We start from the raw sequence: 15,860 nt of genomic DNA on the forward strand, positions 1-15,860 counted from the left end.
AAACGAACGGCGTAAAAGGATTGGCAGTCTGCCAGCGTTCCGGCGCCGAAGCGAGCATAGGCCCGGGTGCCTCGTCGCGCCGAAAAGATCGCAGCCTGCGGCAGCTCCTACATGAGACCGCGATCCTGTAGGAGCTGCCGCAGGCTGCGATCTTTTGATCTTATTTTTTCTTCAGGCAATCACTCATGAAGGTCTTGCGCGCATCGCCCGTCAGCGCTTTGGTTTTCGCATCGGCATTGCAGGTTTTCATTTTTTCCTGCTGCGGCGTCAGGGTCTTGGCATCGTTGGCCGCTGGCGCTGCCTTGAGGCAAGTGCTCATGAAGGTTTTGCGCTCATCGCCTTTGAGGCTCTTGGCGGTCGCATCGGCATTGCAGGTGGTCATCTTGTTCTGTTGCGCCGTGGCGGCGAAACCCTGGGAACACAGGAGCAAACCAATCATCAACAAAGGCACACGCAACATCTTCATGGAGTTTTCTCCTTGTCGCCGCACCGATGGATGCGGCCTCTGCTGGAGTGTAGCCAAATCTTGTTACACCTTCCTGCCCTCCAGATGGCTACGCCGATATTGCTCCGGCGTGCACCCCGCCTGCCGGGCGAACATGGCAATAAACGCCGAGCCGCTGCTGTAGCCGAGGTCGAAGGCGATTTCCTGGACGCTGCGCACAGTCTCCAGCGCTTCGATCGCGGCCAGATACCGCAGGCGCTGACGCCACTCGCCAAAACTCATCCCCAGCTCGCGGACGAATTGCCGCGCCAAGGTGCGTTCACTGACATGCACTTGCAGCGCCCAATGCGCCAGCGGCTGATTGTTGCCCGGCTCGGCCTGCAGGGTTTCGAGGATCGCCAGCAATCCCGGACTGCTCGCATAGGGCAGATAGCACTCATGCACTGGCGCCTGTTGCAGTTGATCGACCAGCACTTGTGCCAGACGCTGATCGGCATCGAGTTGCGGGATCTTCACATCGCGGGCGGCGAAATCCTTGAGAATCGCCTTGAGAATGTCGCTGATCGCCAGGGTGCAGGCGCGCTTCGGCAACTCAGTACAAACCTTGGGGTCGAGACACACCGCGCGATAGTTGACCGGCTGATGGCTATAAAAGCTGTGCTCGACCTGCGGCGGCACCCACACCGCGTATTGCGGCGGCGACATGAAGCGGCTGCCGTCGACGTCCATGTGCAATACGCCATGGGCCGCATACTCCAGCGTGCCCCACGGATGGCGATGCGGCGCGGCGAATTCGTGGGCGTTGAAATCGGCGTAACGGAAGTACACCGTCGACGGCAGTTCGCTGAAATCCAGCAGATCGATGTGTTTACTGTTCATGCTGTCCGGTTTCAGAGGCAGGTTGTCCGGTTCGAAGTATAGGCTTGCATCCAGACAAGAGATAATTGCGCTTCATCAACGTAATGGTTTCAACTCATGCAATACGCTTTTCCGCTGCTGGCGATTTTTATCTGGGCCGGCAATACCGTGATCAACAAACTCGCGGTCGGCGCCATTTTCCCGGCCGAGATCGGTTTTTACCGCTGGCTGCTGGCCGGGTTGTTGTTCACGCCTTTCATGCTCAAAGCGGTGATTGCGCACTGGCCGCAGATTCGCCCGAACCTGGGCAAGATCTTTGTCCTTGGCGTGCTCGGCATGGCGGTGTATCAGAGCCTCGCCTACTTCGCCGCGACCCTGACCACCGCGACCAACATGGGCATCATTCTGTCGCTGATGCCATTGATGTCGCTGGCCATGGCGATCATCAGCCTCGGCCAGCGCTTGACTGCCGGTGCATTGGTCGGTGCGGTGCTGTCGTTTGCCGGCGTATTGGTCGTGGTGTCGTCCGGCAGCCTCGGCGCACTGTTGCAGCACGGGTTGAATATGGGTGACGCAATGATGTTGATCGCGACCCTGGCCTATGCGATCTACAGCACGCTATTGAAGAAATGGCAGCTGCGCCTGCCGCCGCTGGTGTTGCTGTATTTGCAGGTGCTGGTGGCGATTGTCGTGTTGTTTCCGTTGTATGCGGCTTCACCGAAAACCGGTCTGACCCTGCAGAACATTCCACTGGTGCTGTATGCGTGCCTGCTGGCGTCGATGCTTGCGCCATTGGCGTGGATGCAGGCGGTGCAACGTCTGGGGCCAAGCCGGACGACGTTGTTCTTCAACTTGCTGCCGTTGATTACCGCGCTGATTGCGGCGCTGGTGTTGAAGGAACAGCTGGCGATGTATCACCTGGTCGGCGGGTTGTTGACGTTGGGCGGGGTGATTCTGTCCGAACGCTGGACCACCGTGCCGGGCCGTCGAATCAGCGTTGCCTGATGGAAAAGATCGCAGCCTGCGGCAGCTCCTACATGAGTTCGGGGCGTTCACAAAATTTGTGTTCGACACCGAACCTGTAGCTGCCGAAGGCTGCGATCTTTTGATCCTAAAGACCCGCAGCCTCAAGCCGCGCCGCATGCTCGACAAACAATCGCACCGGATCCGCGCCCTTGCCCACCAGTCCCAACGACTGATTAACAATGTCGAAATGATCCAGCGGATAGTCATCACCAATCACCGTACCCAGATGCGAGCTATACCGCCCGACCATGCCGTCGCACTGCCCCGGCTCACGCACGAAAGTTTTCGCAAACAAGCGACAACTGCGATTGGTCCCGTCAAACAGATTTCCGCCACGATCGGTCTTGCCCGGCTGCAACGTCCCCGACCACGAGTAATAGCGCACGCCGTTAACCTCTTCCGGGCCATGTCCGCCCCAGGTTTCAGGCAAGCCCTGTGGATAACGCTGGTTGAACAGCGCCACGCCTTCGCTGGTCAGCGATTGATGCGAAGCGTGGATATCCACCGGCAGTTTCGGCCCGCGATAGCCGGTTTCCAGTAACGCCATCAACCACCCGACAAAGCGCAGCAACGCTTCCAGCAGGCGCCCCTTGGCGCTGTCCGCCGGGTAATGTCGGGCCAGATAATCAGCCAGCTCCGAACCATGATTGGGTCCGGCTACCGACGTCACCGAGGCGACCAGATCCGGCCGTTTCGCCGCCGCATAGCGCGCCGTCAGCGAGCCCTGACTGTGACCGAACAGGTTGACCTTGTGCGCGCCGGTCTCACGCAAAATCTCATCGATCTGCGCCAGCAACTGCTCGCCTCGCACCTCGGTCGAGTTCAGCGGTGAGACCTGCACGGCAATCACCGTCGCACCACCCCGGCGCAATGCCTTGATGATTCCGTACCAGTACGGATAGAGCACCAGCCGGATAAAGCCGAGCATGCCCGGTACCAGCACCAGTGGATAACGCGTCGACATGGGCAAACATCCTTGTGGTCGGTGAGTGGATGCAAGGCGTGCAAAACGCTCGCCAAGCATCCTCCGTGATGATGACAACTCCACGACCAGCCTACTTCATGCCCATGGCGAAGGTCACTTCAAACCCGGCGGCGATCAGCAGGAACAGCCAGGCCATTTAGAACTCCCGGGCGAGGTCGAGCAAACGCTGCTCGGCTTCGGCCACCGACACCGCGAAGGTGCGTTCGGCGGATTCTTCACCCTCGACCGCGACCACCGTGACGTCGTTGATACCGACGAAACCCAGCGCCGTGCGCAGCCATGGATCGGCGTGGTTCAACGCTTCCAGTTCACCGCCGGGGCCAAAGCCGAAGCCGCCGCGACTGGTGACGATCAAGGCCTTTTTGCCCTGCAACAGCGGCGTGTATTGAGCGACGCCGTTGTCCAGCGTGTGATCGAACGTCAGGCCCAACCGCACAATCTGATCGATCCAGGCCTTGAGGCCGCTGGGTACGCTGAAGTTGTACATCGGCGTGGAAATCAGCAGCAGATCATGATCAAGCAACTCGCCGACCAGTTGATCGCTGAGCGCCAGATCGGCCTGCATCGACAGTGGCCGCGTCTCGGGTTCGGGGTAAAACGCCGCCGCGACAAAGGCCTCGTTGACCGCTGGAATCAACGCTCGGCCGACTTCGCGGCGAGTGATATGAGCCTGCGGATGACGCGACTGCCAGGCGCTGAGAAAACTTTCCGCCAAACGTCGCGAGTGAGAACGCTCACCGCGAGGACTGGCATGAATCGCAAGAATCTTACTCATCTGTAAAGCCTCCGGACTAGAATCAAACTGTTTGTTGCCTATAGCCTGAGGCTCGCCACTGCGCTGGCTCAAATGAGTAAAAATCATTCGGTATGAATTTTTTTCATCCATGGAGTTGCCAATGTTTGCTTCATTGCCGTTAACCGCCCTGCGCGCCTTCGAATCTGCTTCGCGTCTGTTGAGCTTCAAGGCTGCCGCCGAAGAGCTGGCGGTGACGCCCACGGCAATCTCCCATCAGATCCGCGCGCTGGAAGACTGGCTCGGGGTTGCGCTGTTCGAACGTCTGCCGCGTCAGGTACGCCTGACCGAGGGCGGCGAGCGGCTGTTTCGCAGCCTGCACGGCGCGTTGCTGGAAGTGGCGCAAAGCGTCGATACCCTGCGCCCGCAACGCAATGCCGGCACGCTGACGCTATCGACCACCGCCGCGTTTGCCGCGCTGTGGCTGGTGCCGCGTCTGGGGCGGTTTTATGCCCGGCATCCGAACATCAACGTGCGTCTCGACACCCATTGCGAAGTCATCGATCTGCACCAGGACGCCAGCGTCGATCTGGTGTTGCGCTACAGCCTCGACGATTACCCCAACCTTTATGGCCTGTGCCTGTTCGATGAGTCGTTCGGCGTTTACGGCTCGCCGGAGCAAGTGGCGCTGGCGTCGCGCCGTACGCCGACGTTGATCAGCGTGCATTGGCATAACTCCAAGCTCTACGCCCACGGCTGGCAGGCGTGGTGTGCGAAGTCCGGCGAAAACTGGCTGCAGCAGCAACCGGCGATCCGCGAATACGATGAGGAGCATTACGCTCTGCAAGCGGCGATAGCCGGGCAAGGGTTGGTGCTGGCGAGCAATATTCTGGTCTCGGAAAGTGTCGCCAGCGGTTTGCTGGTGCCGTACATGGCCGAGGTGGTGGTCGATGGCGCGGGTTACAGCGCCTTGTGCGTGCCGGGGCGGGAGCGGCATCCGCCGGTGCGGGCATTTTTTGCCTGGTTGCGCGAGGAGGCAGAGTTGTCCGGGCTGGCGCCAGGAGCGCGGCCTTCGGCAGCTCCTGCGAGGGTTGTGTAAAACCGATAAAACTTTTTGCAGCGCGCATGACTCACAACTTGGGTAGCGACCGCGTCCGCAGAACGTGGCGCCCATCGGATTAGCCTCCAGGAGACTGAAATGAGCAATGACCTGCACCTGTCAGATGTCCAAACCCTGCGCGACCGTGCGCGCCAACACGTCGAGAACGGCGCCGTCACCGAGAGCTACAGCGCCGACCGCGATGAGGTGCTGCGTTTGCTCAATGAATCGCTGGCCACTGAACTGGTCTGCGTATTGCGCTACAAACGCCACTATTTCATGGCCACCGGCGTCAAAGCCCATGTCGCCGCCGAGGAGTTTCTCGAACACGCGACTCAGGAAGCCCAGCACGCCGACCGTCTGGCCGAGCGCATTGTGCAACTGGGCGGCGAACCCGAGTTCAATCCCGACATGCTGTCGAAAATGTCCCACGCGCAATACGTGGCTGGTAAAGATCTCAAGGAGATGGTCTACGAAGACCTCGTCGCCGAGCGGATCGCCATCGACAGCTACCGCGAGATCATCCAGTACATCGGCGAGAAAGACCCGACCACCCGGCGGATCTTCGAAGATATCCTCGCGCAGGAAGAAGAGCATGCCGACGACATGGCTGACATTCTGAAAGACCTGTAACCGTTAAAAACAAAAGATCGCAGCCTGCGGCAGCTCCTGCATTGATCCCTGTGGAGCTGCCGAAGGCTGCGATCTTTTGTTTTATTCTTTTACCTGGTGGGCTTGACGGTCACCGGCGCCTTGCCCGCCTTCATCTGCTCCAGCAACGGCGCGCACTGATTCGGCTCACCCCCACTCGGCGCCACCAGCGCCAACAGCCCCGCCGCCGGTGCGGCAATCACGCCCAGCGCAACCATCCCCGCCCCACGCAGCATCAGCGGCACAGCCTTCACACCGGCATCCGGCTTGATGAACTTGCCGCGCACATACAGCGGCGAGCGCAGGGAGATCAAACGCCAGCCCTTGGATTCCGGCGTCACGGTCAGATCAAGTTGCTCGGTGGCCATGTTCGCCGTGCCATCGATATAGATGATCGCGTTCTCGGTATCGAAGACGAACAGCTGCGTGGTCGCCAGGCCGGTTTTGATGTCGAAGTCGGCCGCCGCACAATTGATCTTCACTTCCTTGTCGCCAAAGATCTTGCCGACCACATAGTTGCCGACGTTGAGCCCGGCCAGTTCCATCAGCTCGCGACTGATGGCGCCGTCATTGATCAGCATCTTCAGCTTGCCGTTGGCGCCGCCCAGCAGCTTGGCGACCGAGTTGCCGCGCCCGCTGATGTCGGCGTCGCCATTGAGCTCGCCGAAACTGGTTTTCATCGGTTCAAAAGTCGGGAACAACTCTTTGAGCTTGAAGCCACGGGCGGTCAGTTTCGCCCGGCCTTCGAGCGGCTCGGTGCGGCCGTTGAGGCGGATCTGCGCATCAAGGTTGCCGCCGGCCACGCCGAAGCGCAGTGGTTCGAGACTGAGTTCGCCGTCGTTGAGCTTGAGGTGGGTATAAAGGTCGGTGAACGGCAGCTTCTCGCTATGCACGATACGTTTGCCGGTGAATTCGACGTCAGCATCCATCGCCCGCCAGCGGTCGGTCTTGAACTCCTCGACCGGCAGGACTTTGTCGGCCGGTTGTTTGCTCTCGCCGCCGCGAGCCTTTTGCTTATCGTTGGAGTCGGCACCGATCAACGGCGCGAGGTCAGCGAACAGCAGTTGATTGGAGAGCAGCGCGCCGCTGAGCTTGGGTCGCGGCTGACTGGCAACGTAAGTCAGATCGCCATGGATGTCGCTGCCGCCGATCTTGCCGTTGAACTGTTCATAGGTGAATTTCGCGCCGCCAGCATCATGCAGCTTGGCGATCAGATGGCCGTCGGTGGAGTACGGCGGGGTGTCCGGCAGGGTCACGCCGGTCAGCGGATAGAGATTGCCAAGGCTGGCGCCCGCCAGCTTCAGGCGCAGGTCAAGGGCGCCGAGGTTGAGCGGATCGGTCAACGTACCGGCGAGTTCGATGCTGGTGTCGCCGATCTTGGCCTGCGCCTGCAACGGGAACGGCTTGCTGGCGTCCTGCAACGCGAGCAGGCCGCCGATCTTGCCTTGGCCGCTGAGGTTCTGCGCGTGATATTGGCCTTTGACCTTCAGCGCAAAGGCGTAGTCCTGCGGTGCGGCGCCCTTGTCCTGTGCGGTTTTCGCCGCTTTGTCGCCGACGATGTCGCTGTACGGGATTGGCTTGCCCAGCGGATCGATCAATACATCGAGATTGGTCTTCAGTGTCTGATCGTCGAGCGTCACATGGCCCTTGTCGAAACCGATGGCGCCGATGTCGACCACCCAGTTCGACGGCTCGGCATTCGGATCCTTGGGATCGAACTTGAACGTCCAGTTGGCGCGGCCATCGGCCAGGCGCTGCAGCTCGGCATTGGGTTCGGTCAGGTCAATACGCGGGATCACCACGCGCTGTGCCAATAGCGCCAGTGGCGAGATGCGCAGTTCAACGCGCTTGAGCGTGACCATCTGCGGCTTTTTGGACCAGTCCGGGTTGCCCAGGCTCAAGTCCTCGGCCACCACATGCGGCCACGGCACCCAGGCACGCCAGCCACCTTCGTCCGGCTCGCGTTGCCAGATCACCGCGAGGTTGCCATTGATGGCGAACGGTCGGTGCAGTTCTTCCGAGACTTTGGCGTTGATCGGCGGTTTGATCCGGTTCCAGTCGAAGAACACGATGATCAAGACCAGCACGGCGAGTAGCAGCACGAGGATGGCGAAGGTCCAGCTGAATATTTTTCCAGTGCGCGTCATGCACAAAGCTCCTGATCACGTGCGCCCGGACATCGCGGCGCACGGCTGAAACGGCGGGCCAATGCGACCCCTCTGAATTCTGTGACTGGCAAAAGGCCCGCAGGTTTAATCAAAAGGTTGATCAAAGCGCAAAAAAACCAGCTGAACCTGACTGATCGGTCGAACAGCGTTACCGCGACCCGCACATTTGCGAGGCGCGAGTGAGTCGAAAATACCCACCTCGGTGCAAAACCGTCGCCCTGAAAGGCCTGATCTAGAGCCTTGCGCCAGAACAATCAATTCTGTTGATTATTACCATTGCGTTTATGAACTTTTATATCGACTTATCGAGAGTAGCATTGCCCTCGTACCCACTTTATCGCCCTCCCAAGGAGCAACCCATCATGAAACGCCAATTACTGTTCAGTCTTACCCTGTCGATGCTAGCCAGCACTGCTTTCGCCCTGCCTGCTGCCGACCAAGCGACTCCGCAAGTGAAATCCAGCCATTCGGCATTCAGCCAGACCGTTGCTGCTGACGGCGGCGACCGCACCCCACAAGGCCAGACCCTGGCTGAAAACGGCCGCAACCGCCTGGAAGAAAAAGGCCTGGTGCAAGATGGCTATGACAAGACTCCACAAGGTCAGACCGTAGCCGAAGGTGGCCGTGATCGCCTCGAAGAGAAAGGTCTGGTGCAAGACGGTTCCGATCGCACTCCACAAGGTCAAACCCTGGCTTCTGACGGCAGCGACCGTACCCCACAAGGTCAAACCCTGGCTTCCGATGGCAGCGACCGTACCCCACAAGGTCAAACCCTGGCTTCCGATGGCAGCGATCGCACTCCACAAGGTCAAACCCTGGCCTCCGATGGCAGCGACCGTACCCCACAAGGCCAAACCCTCGCTGAAGGCGGTGGTGACCGTGTGATCGAACGCAACAGCGCTTTGAGCTAAGCCCATGGCGGCCTCGAAAAAAAGCCCAATCAGCGGATTGGGCTTTTGACTTTTCAGCCCCACTGAAATCCTTCGCTGCACCTCCTCCCGTTCGACGCCGACAAAGCCGATTTGCTAGAGTGCGGCGCTTGTCCTGCCGAAGAACACACCCTGCGATGCTGCCCCGCGCCGAACAGAAACAACAGACCCGCAACGCCCTCATGGACGCTGCCCGCCACTTGATGGAAAGCGGCCGAGGATTCGGCAGCCTGAGCCTGCGCGAAGTGACCAAAACCGCCGGGATCGTGCCGACCGGTTTCTACCGGCATTTTGCCGATATGGATGAGCTGGGCCTGGTGCTGGTCAGTGAAGTCGGCCAGACCTTTCGCGAAACCATCCGTTTGGTACGCCACAACGAGTTCGTCATGGGCGGCATTATCGATGCCTCGGTGCGAATCTTCCTTGATGTGGTCAGCGCCAACCGTTCGCAATTTCTCTTTCTCGCCCGCGAGCAGTACGGCGGTTCGCAGCCGGTGCGCCAGGCAATCGGACGTTTGCGCGAGAACATCAGCGCCGACCTTGCGGCGGATTTGACGTTGATGCCCAAGCTCCAGCATCTGGACGCTGCGGGGCTGAGCGTGATGGCTGACCTGATCGTCAAATCGGTGTTTGCCACCCTGCCGGACATTATTGATCCACCCGCCGAAGCACTGCCGGAGCATCTGACGCCGCAGGCGAAGATCACCCAGCAACTGCGTTTCATCTTTATCGGACTCAAGCATTGGCAGGGGCTCGGCAGTACCGAATAAAAGATCAACGGATCGCAGCCTTCGGCAGTTCCTACAGGGATTGATGTAGGAGCTGCCGAAGGCTGCGATCTTTTTTATGCGCCGCAAATTGGTGCATTAAAAAATCTTCACGCACCAAAACCTCTCATATCTCCGCAACATCCTGAAACATCCGCTAGTCTCCGACAGGGATTTCCTACATCTCGTCCGATTGGCAAGGCCCTTGCTCTAGTCTGAGTATTGTCCATAAGCTGGAAGCTTACCGATGCTGGTGATTCACCGCAGAATCGACCCTCAACCCGTCTGGGCCGCTGAGTTGCTCCTGACTTTCGAAGCGCGGAGCAAAAGCCGTCTGCGCTGTTTCAGTGCCGAAGGCGAAGACGTCGGGCTGTTTCTGGAGCGCGGCCAACCGCCGCTGTATGACGGCGAATGCCTGCAAGCCGAAGACGGCCGCATCGTTCGCGTTTGTGCCCGCCCCGAACAACTGCTGCACGTCACCTGCGCCAACGCTTTCGAATTGACCCGCGCCGCCTATCACCTGGGCAATCGCCACGTTGCCCTGCAAGTCGGCGATGGCTGGCTGCGCTTGCTCGATGACTACGTGCTCAAAGCCATGCTCGAGCAATTGGGCGCGCAGGTCGAAGCCATCGAAGCACCGTTCCAGCCGGAACACGGCGCCTATGGCGGCGGCCATCACCATTCCCGCCACGGCGACGAAGACTTCAACTACGCGCCGAAACTCCATCAGTTCGGCGTACGCCTGTGAATCCGGCCTGGGCGCTGCTGCGCCTGGCCAGTCCGCAACTGCCGATTGGCGGCTACAGCTATTCGCAAGGCCTGGAAATGGCGGTGGATAACGGCCGGGTGAAAAACCCGGACGACGCCCGCCGCTGGATCAGTGATCAGTTGCTACTGAATCTGTCGCGCTTTGAGGCGCCGTTGTTGGTTGCGCATTGCCAAGCGGCGGCGGATGAAAACTGGTGCGAGTTGCTGACCCTATGTGAGAGCCATCGCGCCAGCCGCGAGACCCGCGAGTTGCATCTGGAAAGTCGGCAGATGGGCTATTCGTTGCAGCAATTGCTCAACGGTTTGCCGGAACTCGACACGCCCGCGCGCGACTTTCTCGATCAATGCACAGAACCGCATCTGGCCCTGTGCTGGGCGCTGGCCGCGCGCGCTTGGGGCATTAGCCCGCAAGACGCACTCGCCGCGTGGCTGTGGAGCTGGCTGGAAAACCAGCTGGCCGTATTGATGAAAACCCTGCCGCTGGGCCAGCAAGCGGCGCAACGCCTGACCAGCGAACTGCTGCCACTGCTGCAACAGGCGCAGCAGGACGCCAGCCGAATCAATCCCGAACACATCGGCAGCGCCACGTTCGGCCTGTCCCTGGCGTGCATGGCCCACGAGCGCCAGTACAGCCGCCTCTTTCGCTCCTAGGAGAAACATTTATGAACACACAACCTCTGCGCGTCGGCATCGGCGGCCCGGTCGGTTCCGGCAAAACCGCGTTGACCCTGGCCCTGTGCCTGGCCCTGCGCGAGCGCTACAACCTCGCCGTGGTCACCAACGATATCTACACCCGCGAAGACGCCGATTTCCTCGTGCGCAATGAAGCTCTCGCGCCGGAACGGATCATCGGCGTGGAAACCGGCGGCTGCCCGCACACCGCGATTCGCGAAGACGCCTCGATCAACCTCGAAGCGGTCGATCAACTGAATCGACGCTTTCCGGGACTCGACCTGATTCTGGTGGAGTCCGGCGGCGACAACCTGTCGGCGACCTTTAGCCCGGAATTGTCCGACCTGACCATCTACGTGATCGACGTTTCGGCCGGCGACAAGCTGCCGCGCAAGGGCGGGCCGGGGATCTGCAAATCCGATCTGCTGGTGATCAACAAGATCGACCTTGCGCCACTGGTGGGCGCCTCGCTGGAGATGATGGACAGCGACACCAAACGCATGCGCAACGGCAAGCCGTTCGTCTTCAGCAACCAGAAAACCGGTCAGGGCCTGGAAGCCATCATCGCCTTCATCGAACGCCAGGGCCTGCTGACCGCAGCCTGATTCACTTTTCAACAAGGAAGCTTTTCCATGACTCTCAAACGCATTCTTGGCGCGGTTGCGCTACTGCTGACCCCGGCATTGGCCTTTGCTCATCCGGGGCATGGCGACAGTGGCTTGATCGCCGGTATCAGCCACCCGATAGGCGGCCTCGACCACTTGCTGGCGATGGTTGCCGTTGGGTTGTGGGCAGCGCAGCAACAAGGCGCCGCGCGATGGGCGCTGCCGTGCACGTTTGTCGGCACCATGCTGATTGGCGGCCTGCTCGGGTTTGAAGGCCTGCAATTGCCGGCGCTGGAAAGCGGGATTGCTGCCTCGGTGCTGGCGCTGGGCCTGGCGGTGGCGTTGGCTGTGCGTCCGCCGCTGGTGATGGCGGTGGTGGCAACGGCGGTGTTTGCGTTGTTCCACGGTGTGGCGCATGGGCTGGAATTGCCGGACATGAGCAGCCCTTGGGCGTATGCCGCTGGTTTCGTCGCCGCGACAGCTGCACTGCATGCCGCTGGTTATGCCGTAGTGCGTTTCCTGCCTCAGGCTGCTGCACCGTTGGTGCGCCTCGCTGGCGCTGCCTCAGCCATCACCGGCGCCTGGCTGCTGGCTGGCTAGACGGCACATCCCCTGTAGGAGCTGCCGAAGGCTGCGATCTTTTGATTTTGATTAATAAAAGCAAGATCAAAAGATCGCAGCCTTCGGCAGCTACAGGGTTCGTCACCCACCCGGTGCTCTCTGCTACCATGTCGCGCAATCGCCCCAGCCCGTGACGACGTCCGCCCATGCCCCACGCTTCCCGCTCCACCGCCCTGCCTGAATTGACCGCCCTGTTCGGCGCTGTGCAACAGCACTTCGTCAATGTGATCGTGCCCCTCTGGCAAGGCCCGGGCTGGAACGCCGACATGGCGTTGCCCTATGAGGCGCTGGACGCTGCGCACCAACCTTTGCCGGCGCAGCGCTATCGCGCGATGGCCTGTGCACGCCAGCTGTATCTGTTTTCCAGTCTGATCGGGGTTGTGGATAACGCTGAAGCTCGCGCAGCGACGCTGTTCCGTTCCCTGCAACGGCATTTCCACGATGCCGAGCACGGTGGCTGGTTCTACAGCATCGATGCACAGGGCAAGCCGCTGGATCAGCGCAAGGATCTCTACACCCACGCCTTCATTCTGTTCGCCTGCGCGCATTATTGGGCCAGGTCCGGTGATCCGCTGGTCGAGTCGACCTTGAACGCGGCGCTGGAAATCATCGGTCGGCGCTTTGCCACCGGTGACGGCTTGTACGAGGCGTGCCTGGATCGCGACTGGATCACCCTTGAAACCGGTCCGTTGCAGAATCCATTGATGCACCTGGCCGAAGCCTTCCTCGCCACCCTGGCCGTGCGCAAAGATGCACAGACGCAGACAGCGTTGCTGGAGTTATGTACAGCCATGCACAAGCGCTTCATCGATCCGCAACACGGCGTATTGATGGAGAAGCCGCTTGGGGCTGTGGATAACTGGTACGAACCGGGGCATCAGTTCGAGTGGTATTTCCTGCTGGAGTCGTCGCCGCTGTTGCGTGGTTCGAAACTGCATGCGGCACTGGACCGGGCGTTCGCGTTCACCGAGCAATACGGTGTGGTGCAACCGTCTGGCGCGGTGCGGGCGATGCTGGATCTGGAGCTGGATGGAAGGCCGAAGGATTCGACTCAGCGGATTTGGGCTCAGGCGGAATATCTGCGGGCGCTGACGTTGCGTCAGGGCAGCGAAGCCGTGGTGCTGCGCCAGTTACAGGCGTTGCAACAACGCTTTCTGCATGCCGGTGGCTGGCATGAATGCCGGGATGAACAAGGCGAAGTCAGTCGCAAGGACATGCCTTCTACTACGCCTTATCACCTTGCGACCTGCTATCACGGTCTGGCTGAATATTTACGCTGATCTCATGGAAAATGAGATCCAGTGTGCTGAGGAGATCTACTGTGGCGAGGGGATTTATCCCCGTTGGGCTGCGCAGCGGCCCCGCTCTTTTTAGGGCCGCTTCGCGCCCCAACGGGGATAAATCCCCTCGCCACAATAAATCTCCTTCTCCACAAATGTGTTCTCAACAGGAATCAGGGTTACATCAGGCGATCCACTTCTTGTCCCCGGTGAAGCTGATAGTCAACCAGCGCGCCGCATCCGGAGTGCCCAGCTTCGCCGAAATCTCCTCACGTAACGCATCCAGTTGCCCGACATTGCTCAGCGCATAATCGGCCGGCAACACCACATGAATCTCGATAAACCGCGCCCGCCCGTGCTTCTGTACGTACGACACGTAATCATCGAAACCATGCTCGACCTTCGCCGCGTCCATCACCTGGCGCACCTGGTCATCCAGCGTGTCCGGCGCGATCCCCAACACGTCACGCAGTGCCGGCCGAAGTATCTTGAACGCTGGCGGCAACATGGTCAGCGCCAGCACGATCAGGATCAGCGGGTCAACGTACGCCGCCCACTGGCCATAGCCCTGCGACTTGAGCAGCAGCGCTGCGAGGAAACTGATCAACAGGCCCACGGACAGCATCGCGTCCACCAGCCAACTGATGTTGTCGAACTGGATCAGACTGGATTTCAGTTTGCGGTTACGCCGACGCACGTAGAAGAAATAGGCGAACTCGACCACGGTGAACACGCCTGCATAGATGATCACCAGACCCAGTTCGATCTCGCGGCCACCGTTGATAATGCCGAACACACCGTTGAGAAATGCATAGATCGCAATCAACAGGAGAAAACTGCCTTCAATCAGCAGCACCATCGGTTCGAGATGCCAGAAACCGAACTGGAAACGGTGGTTGCTTTCCTTGGCGATCAACTTGGCAGTGATCAGCATCAGGACTTTGATGAAGGTTGCGATCAGCGAGAAAAAACCATCAAAAAGGATGGATTGGGAACCTGAAACAAAACCGGTAACGATCCCGGCGATCGCCACGGCAAACATCAGAATGGTCGATTGTTTGAGCAGCGCCTGCTCACCTCGGTTACTCACTTTAACTCCTCGAAAAACCCTGAAAACCGCGGGGTGCGGTGGGGTTGTTGAGAGAGGAGTTTACCTTATCGCTGATTTCCACCCGATTTTGTGGCGAGGGAGCTTGCTCCCGCTGGGGTGCGAAGCGCCCCCTGCTCTTCAGCTAAAAGCAGGGGCCTGCTGCGCAAGCCAGCGGGAGCAAGCTCCCTCGCCACAGGGTTAAGTGTCAGGCCTTGTTACGCTCGATCGCAAACCCAGCCCAGGTCTGGCTCACCGGCATCAACTCCAGGCTGTTGATGTTGATGTGCGCCGGCGCATTCATCACCCAGAAAATCGTCTCGGCAATGTCCTGCGGCTGGATCGGCTCGGCACCGGCATACGTTGCGTTGTAGCGTTCCTGATCGCCAGCGAAACGAACCAGCGAGAACTCGCTTTCGCACAGCCCTGGCTCGATATTGCTGACACGCACGCCGGTTCCCTGCAAGTCGCAACGCAGGTTCAGCGAAAACTGCTTAACAAACGCCTTGGTCGCGCCGTAGATATGGCTGCCCGGATACGGGTAGTTACCAGCGATCGAACCGAGGTTAACGATGCCGGCCCCTCGGCCATGGGCGATCAGGCGCGGCAGCAGCAGACGGGTTGCGTACATCAGGCCTTTGACGTTGGTGTCGACCATGGTGTCCCAATCGTCCAGATCGCACTTCGGCGCCGGGTCCACGCCCAATGCCAGACCGGCGTTGTTGATCAGGCCGCGCAGCTTGGCGAACGACGGCGGCAAGTTTGCAATCGCCTCCTCCATCGCCTTGCGATCACGCACATCGAGCACCAGGCCATGCACCTCGGTCTGCTTCGACAGCTCGGCGCACAGCGCATTGAGGCGTTCTTCACGACGACCGGTCAGCACCAGTTTCCAGCCAGCCTCGGCAAAACGGCGGGCACAGGCTTCACCAAATCCGGACGTCGCGCCGGTGATAAACAGGGTGTTGGACATCGTGTTCTCCTTGCTTCGGCCACCGTAGCAGCCCTTGGAATAGAAAATCAGCCAGCAGCATGCCCGGCCCACGAATATCGGGCAACTACCGCCTCCGTGTAGGAGCTGCCGAAGGCTGCGATCTTTTGATGTTGTTTCTGAAGGTCAAAAGATCGCAGCCTTCGGCAGCTCCTACACGGAGGTATTTCAGCTC

The 15,860-nt window shown here is 59.9% G+C and carries 17 protein-coding genes and 1 pseudogene; 10 read left to right on the forward strand and 8 right to left on the reverse strand.

The window, feature by feature from the left end:
- Positions 1–160 precede the first annotated feature (160 nt).
- Positions 161–466, reverse strand: coding sequence for a PsiF family protein (locus ACIPZE_RS18875; protein ID WP_025111807.1), 306 nt, complete (start codon positions 464–466; stop codon positions 161–163).
- Between the two features lie 63 nt (positions 467–529).
- Positions 530–1,324 (reverse strand): AraC family transcriptional regulator, encoded by a 795-nt coding sequence (locus tag ACIPZE_RS18880; protein ID WP_400774539.1) that lies wholly within the window; start codon positions 1,322–1,324, stop codon positions 530–532.
- A 96-nt stretch (positions 1,325–1,420) separates the two neighbouring features.
- On the opposite strand from ACIPZE_RS18880, the gene ACIPZE_RS18885 reads away from it, so the two are divergent.
- Positions 1,421–2,308, forward strand: a complete 888-nt coding sequence (locus ACIPZE_RS18885; RefSeq protein ID WP_400774542.1) for a DMT family transporter — start codon at positions 1,421–1,423, stop codon at positions 2,306–2,308.
- A 106-nt stretch (positions 2,309–2,414) separates the two neighbouring features.
- Here the strand turns inward: ACIPZE_RS18885 and ACIPZE_RS18890 are convergent, their stop codons facing one another.
- From ACIPZE_RS18890 to ACIPZE_RS18900, 3 genes and pseudogenes are all read right to left on the reverse strand, one after another.
- Complete coding sequence (locus ACIPZE_RS18890) at positions 2,415–3,293, reverse strand: triacylglycerol lipase (RefSeq protein ID WP_129388408.1); 879 nt, start codon at positions 3,291–3,293, stop codon at positions 2,415–2,417.
- A gap of 94 nt (positions 3,294–3,387) precedes the next feature.
- Positions 3,388–3,450 (reverse strand): annotated as a pseudogene (locus tag ACIPZE_RS18895) (QacE family quaternary ammonium compound efflux SMR transporter); the annotation flags it as partial.
- Positions 3,451–4,089 carry an FMN-dependent NADH-azoreductase gene (locus tag ACIPZE_RS18900; RefSeq protein WP_400774545.1) on the reverse strand — a complete coding sequence of 213 codons (639 nt, stop codon included), beginning with the start codon at positions 4,087–4,089 and terminating at the stop codon, positions 3,451–3,453.
- A 109-nt stretch (positions 4,090–4,198) separates the two neighbouring features.
- Here ACIPZE_RS18900 and ACIPZE_RS18905 point away from each other — a divergent pair, with 109 nt between their 5' ends.
- Both ACIPZE_RS18905 and ACIPZE_RS18910 read left to right on the forward strand, forming a co-directional pair.
- Complete coding sequence (locus ACIPZE_RS18905; RefSeq protein ID WP_283437884.1) at positions 4,199–5,146, forward strand: LysR substrate-binding domain-containing protein; 948 nt, start codon at positions 4,199–4,201, stop codon at positions 5,144–5,146.
- Between the two features lie 99 nt (positions 5,147–5,245).
- Positions 5,246–5,779: a bacterioferritin gene (locus tag ACIPZE_RS18910; protein WP_129388398.1), complete on the forward strand. Its 534-nt coding sequence runs from the start codon at positions 5,246–5,248 to the stop codon at positions 5,777–5,779.
- 89 nt (positions 5,780–5,868) lie between these two features.
- Here the strand turns inward: ACIPZE_RS18910 and ACIPZE_RS18915 are convergent, their stop codons facing one another.
- Positions 5,869–7,944, reverse strand: coding sequence for an AsmA family protein (locus tag ACIPZE_RS18915; protein ID WP_283437885.1), 2,076 nt, complete (start codon positions 7,942–7,944; stop codon positions 5,869–5,871).
- A 383-nt stretch (positions 7,945–8,327) separates the two neighbouring features.
- On the opposite strand from ACIPZE_RS18915, the gene ACIPZE_RS18920 reads away from it, so the two are divergent.
- From ACIPZE_RS18920 to ACIPZE_RS18950, 7 genes are all read left to right on the forward strand, one after another.
- Positions 8,328–8,876: a hypothetical protein gene (locus ACIPZE_RS18920; protein WP_400774549.1), complete on the forward strand. Its 549-nt coding sequence runs from the start codon at positions 8,328–8,330 to the stop codon at positions 8,874–8,876.
- Between the two features lie 155 nt (positions 8,877–9,031).
- A complete protein-coding gene (locus tag ACIPZE_RS18925) occupies positions 9,032–9,664 on the forward strand; it encodes a TetR family transcriptional regulator (RefSeq protein ID WP_129388389.1) in 633 nt (210 codons plus the stop codon).
- Between the two features lie 244 nt (positions 9,665–9,908).
- A complete protein-coding gene (gene ureE / locus ACIPZE_RS18930; protein WP_129388386.1) occupies positions 9,909–10,409 on the forward strand; it encodes an urease accessory protein UreE in 501 nt (166 codons plus the stop codon).
- Positions 10,406–11,080: an urease accessory protein UreF gene (locus ACIPZE_RS18935; RefSeq protein WP_400774551.1), complete on the forward strand. Its 675-nt coding sequence runs from the start codon at positions 10,406–10,408 to the stop codon at positions 11,078–11,080. The genes ureE and ACIPZE_RS18935 overlap by 4 nt, the downstream gene beginning before the upstream one ends.
- Positions 11,081–11,091: 11 nt before the next feature.
- A complete protein-coding gene (ureG, locus tag ACIPZE_RS18940; RefSeq protein ID WP_053116815.1) occupies positions 11,092–11,706 on the forward strand; it encodes an urease accessory protein UreG in 615 nt (204 codons plus the stop codon).
- 27 nt (positions 11,707–11,733) lie between these two features.
- Positions 11,734–12,306: a HupE/UreJ family protein gene (locus ACIPZE_RS18945; protein WP_283437887.1), complete on the forward strand. Its 573-nt coding sequence runs from the start codon at positions 11,734–11,736 to the stop codon at positions 12,304–12,306.
- Between the two features lie 167 nt (positions 12,307–12,473).
- Positions 12,474–13,607, forward strand: a complete 1,134-nt coding sequence (locus ACIPZE_RS18950; RefSeq protein ID WP_400774554.1) for an AGE family epimerase/isomerase — start codon at positions 12,474–12,476, stop codon at positions 13,605–13,607.
- Positions 13,608–13,791: 184 nt separating this feature from the next.
- Here ACIPZE_RS18950 and ACIPZE_RS18955 read toward each other — a convergent pair whose 3' ends face one another.
- Together ACIPZE_RS18955 and ACIPZE_RS18960 are read right to left on the reverse strand one after the other, a co-directional pair.
- Positions 13,792–14,697: a cation diffusion facilitator family transporter gene (locus ACIPZE_RS18955; RefSeq protein WP_129388371.1), complete on the reverse strand. Its 906-nt coding sequence runs from the start codon at positions 14,695–14,697 to the stop codon at positions 13,792–13,794.
- Between the two features lie 205 nt (positions 14,698–14,902).
- Entirely contained in the window at positions 14,903–15,667 is a 765-nt protein-coding gene (locus ACIPZE_RS18960; RefSeq protein ID WP_008087168.1) for an SDR family oxidoreductase, read from the reverse strand.
- Between the last annotated feature and the right edge of the window lie 193 nt (positions 15,668–15,860).

Source organism: Pseudomonas sp. NPDC089741 (assembly GCF_044748825.1).
In the GTDB taxonomy this organism is placed as follows: domain Bacteria; phylum Pseudomonadota; class Gammaproteobacteria; order Pseudomonadales; family Pseudomonadaceae; genus Aquipseudomonas; species Aquipseudomonas helmanticensis.

Bases quoted from the DNA above. Each gene is read 5' to 3' on its own strand.
- ACIPZE_RS18875 (WP_025111807.1), bottom strand. From the start codon at position 466: ATGAAGATGTTGCGTGTGCCTTTGTTGATGATTGGTTTGCTCCTGTGT.
- ACIPZE_RS18880 (WP_400774539.1), bottom strand. From the start codon at position 1,324: ATGAACAGTAAACACATCGATCTGCTGGATTTCAGCGAACTGCCGTCG.
- ACIPZE_RS18885 (WP_400774542.1), top strand. From the start codon at position 1,421: ATGCAATACGCTTTTCCGCTGCTGGCGATTTTTATCTGGGCCGGCAAT.
- ACIPZE_RS18890 (WP_129388408.1), bottom strand. From the start codon at position 3,293: ATGTCGACGCGTTATCCACTGGTGCTGGTACCGGGCATGCTCGGCTTT.
- ACIPZE_RS18900 (WP_400774545.1), bottom strand. From the start codon at position 4,089: ATGAGTAAGATTCTTGCGATTCATGCCAGTCCTCGCGGTGAGCGTTCT.
- ACIPZE_RS18905 (WP_283437884.1), top strand. From the start codon at position 4,199: ATGGAGTTGCCAATGTTTGCTTCATTGCCGTTAACCGCCCTGCGCGCC.
- ACIPZE_RS18910 (WP_129388398.1), top strand. From the start codon at position 5,246: ATGAGCAATGACCTGCACCTGTCAGATGTCCAAACCCTGCGCGACCGT.
- ACIPZE_RS18915 (WP_283437885.1), bottom strand. From the start codon at position 7,944: ATGACGCGCACTGGAAAAATATTCAGCTGGACCTTCGCCATCCTCGTG.
- ACIPZE_RS18920 (WP_400774549.1), top strand. From the start codon at position 8,328: ATGAAACGCCAATTACTGTTCAGTCTTACCCTGTCGATGCTAGCCAGC.
- ACIPZE_RS18925 (WP_129388389.1), top strand. From the start codon at position 9,032: ATGCTGCCCCGCGCCGAACAGAAACAACAGACCCGCAACGCCCTCATG.
- ureE (WP_129388386.1), top strand. From the start codon at position 9,909: ATGCTGGTGATTCACCGCAGAATCGACCCTCAACCCGTCTGGGCCGCT.
- ureG (WP_053116815.1), top strand. From the start codon at position 11,092: ATGAACACACAACCTCTGCGCGTCGGCATCGGCGGCCCGGTCGGTTCC.
- ACIPZE_RS18945 (WP_283437887.1), top strand. From the start codon at position 11,734: ATGACTCTCAAACGCATTCTTGGCGCGGTTGCGCTACTGCTGACCCCG.
- ACIPZE_RS18950 (WP_400774554.1), top strand. From the start codon at position 12,474: ATGCCCCACGCTTCCCGCTCCACCGCCCTGCCTGAATTGACCGCCCTG.
- ACIPZE_RS18960 (WP_008087168.1), bottom strand. From the start codon at position 15,667: ATGTCCAACACCCTGTTTATCACCGGCGCGACGTCCGGATTTGGTGAA.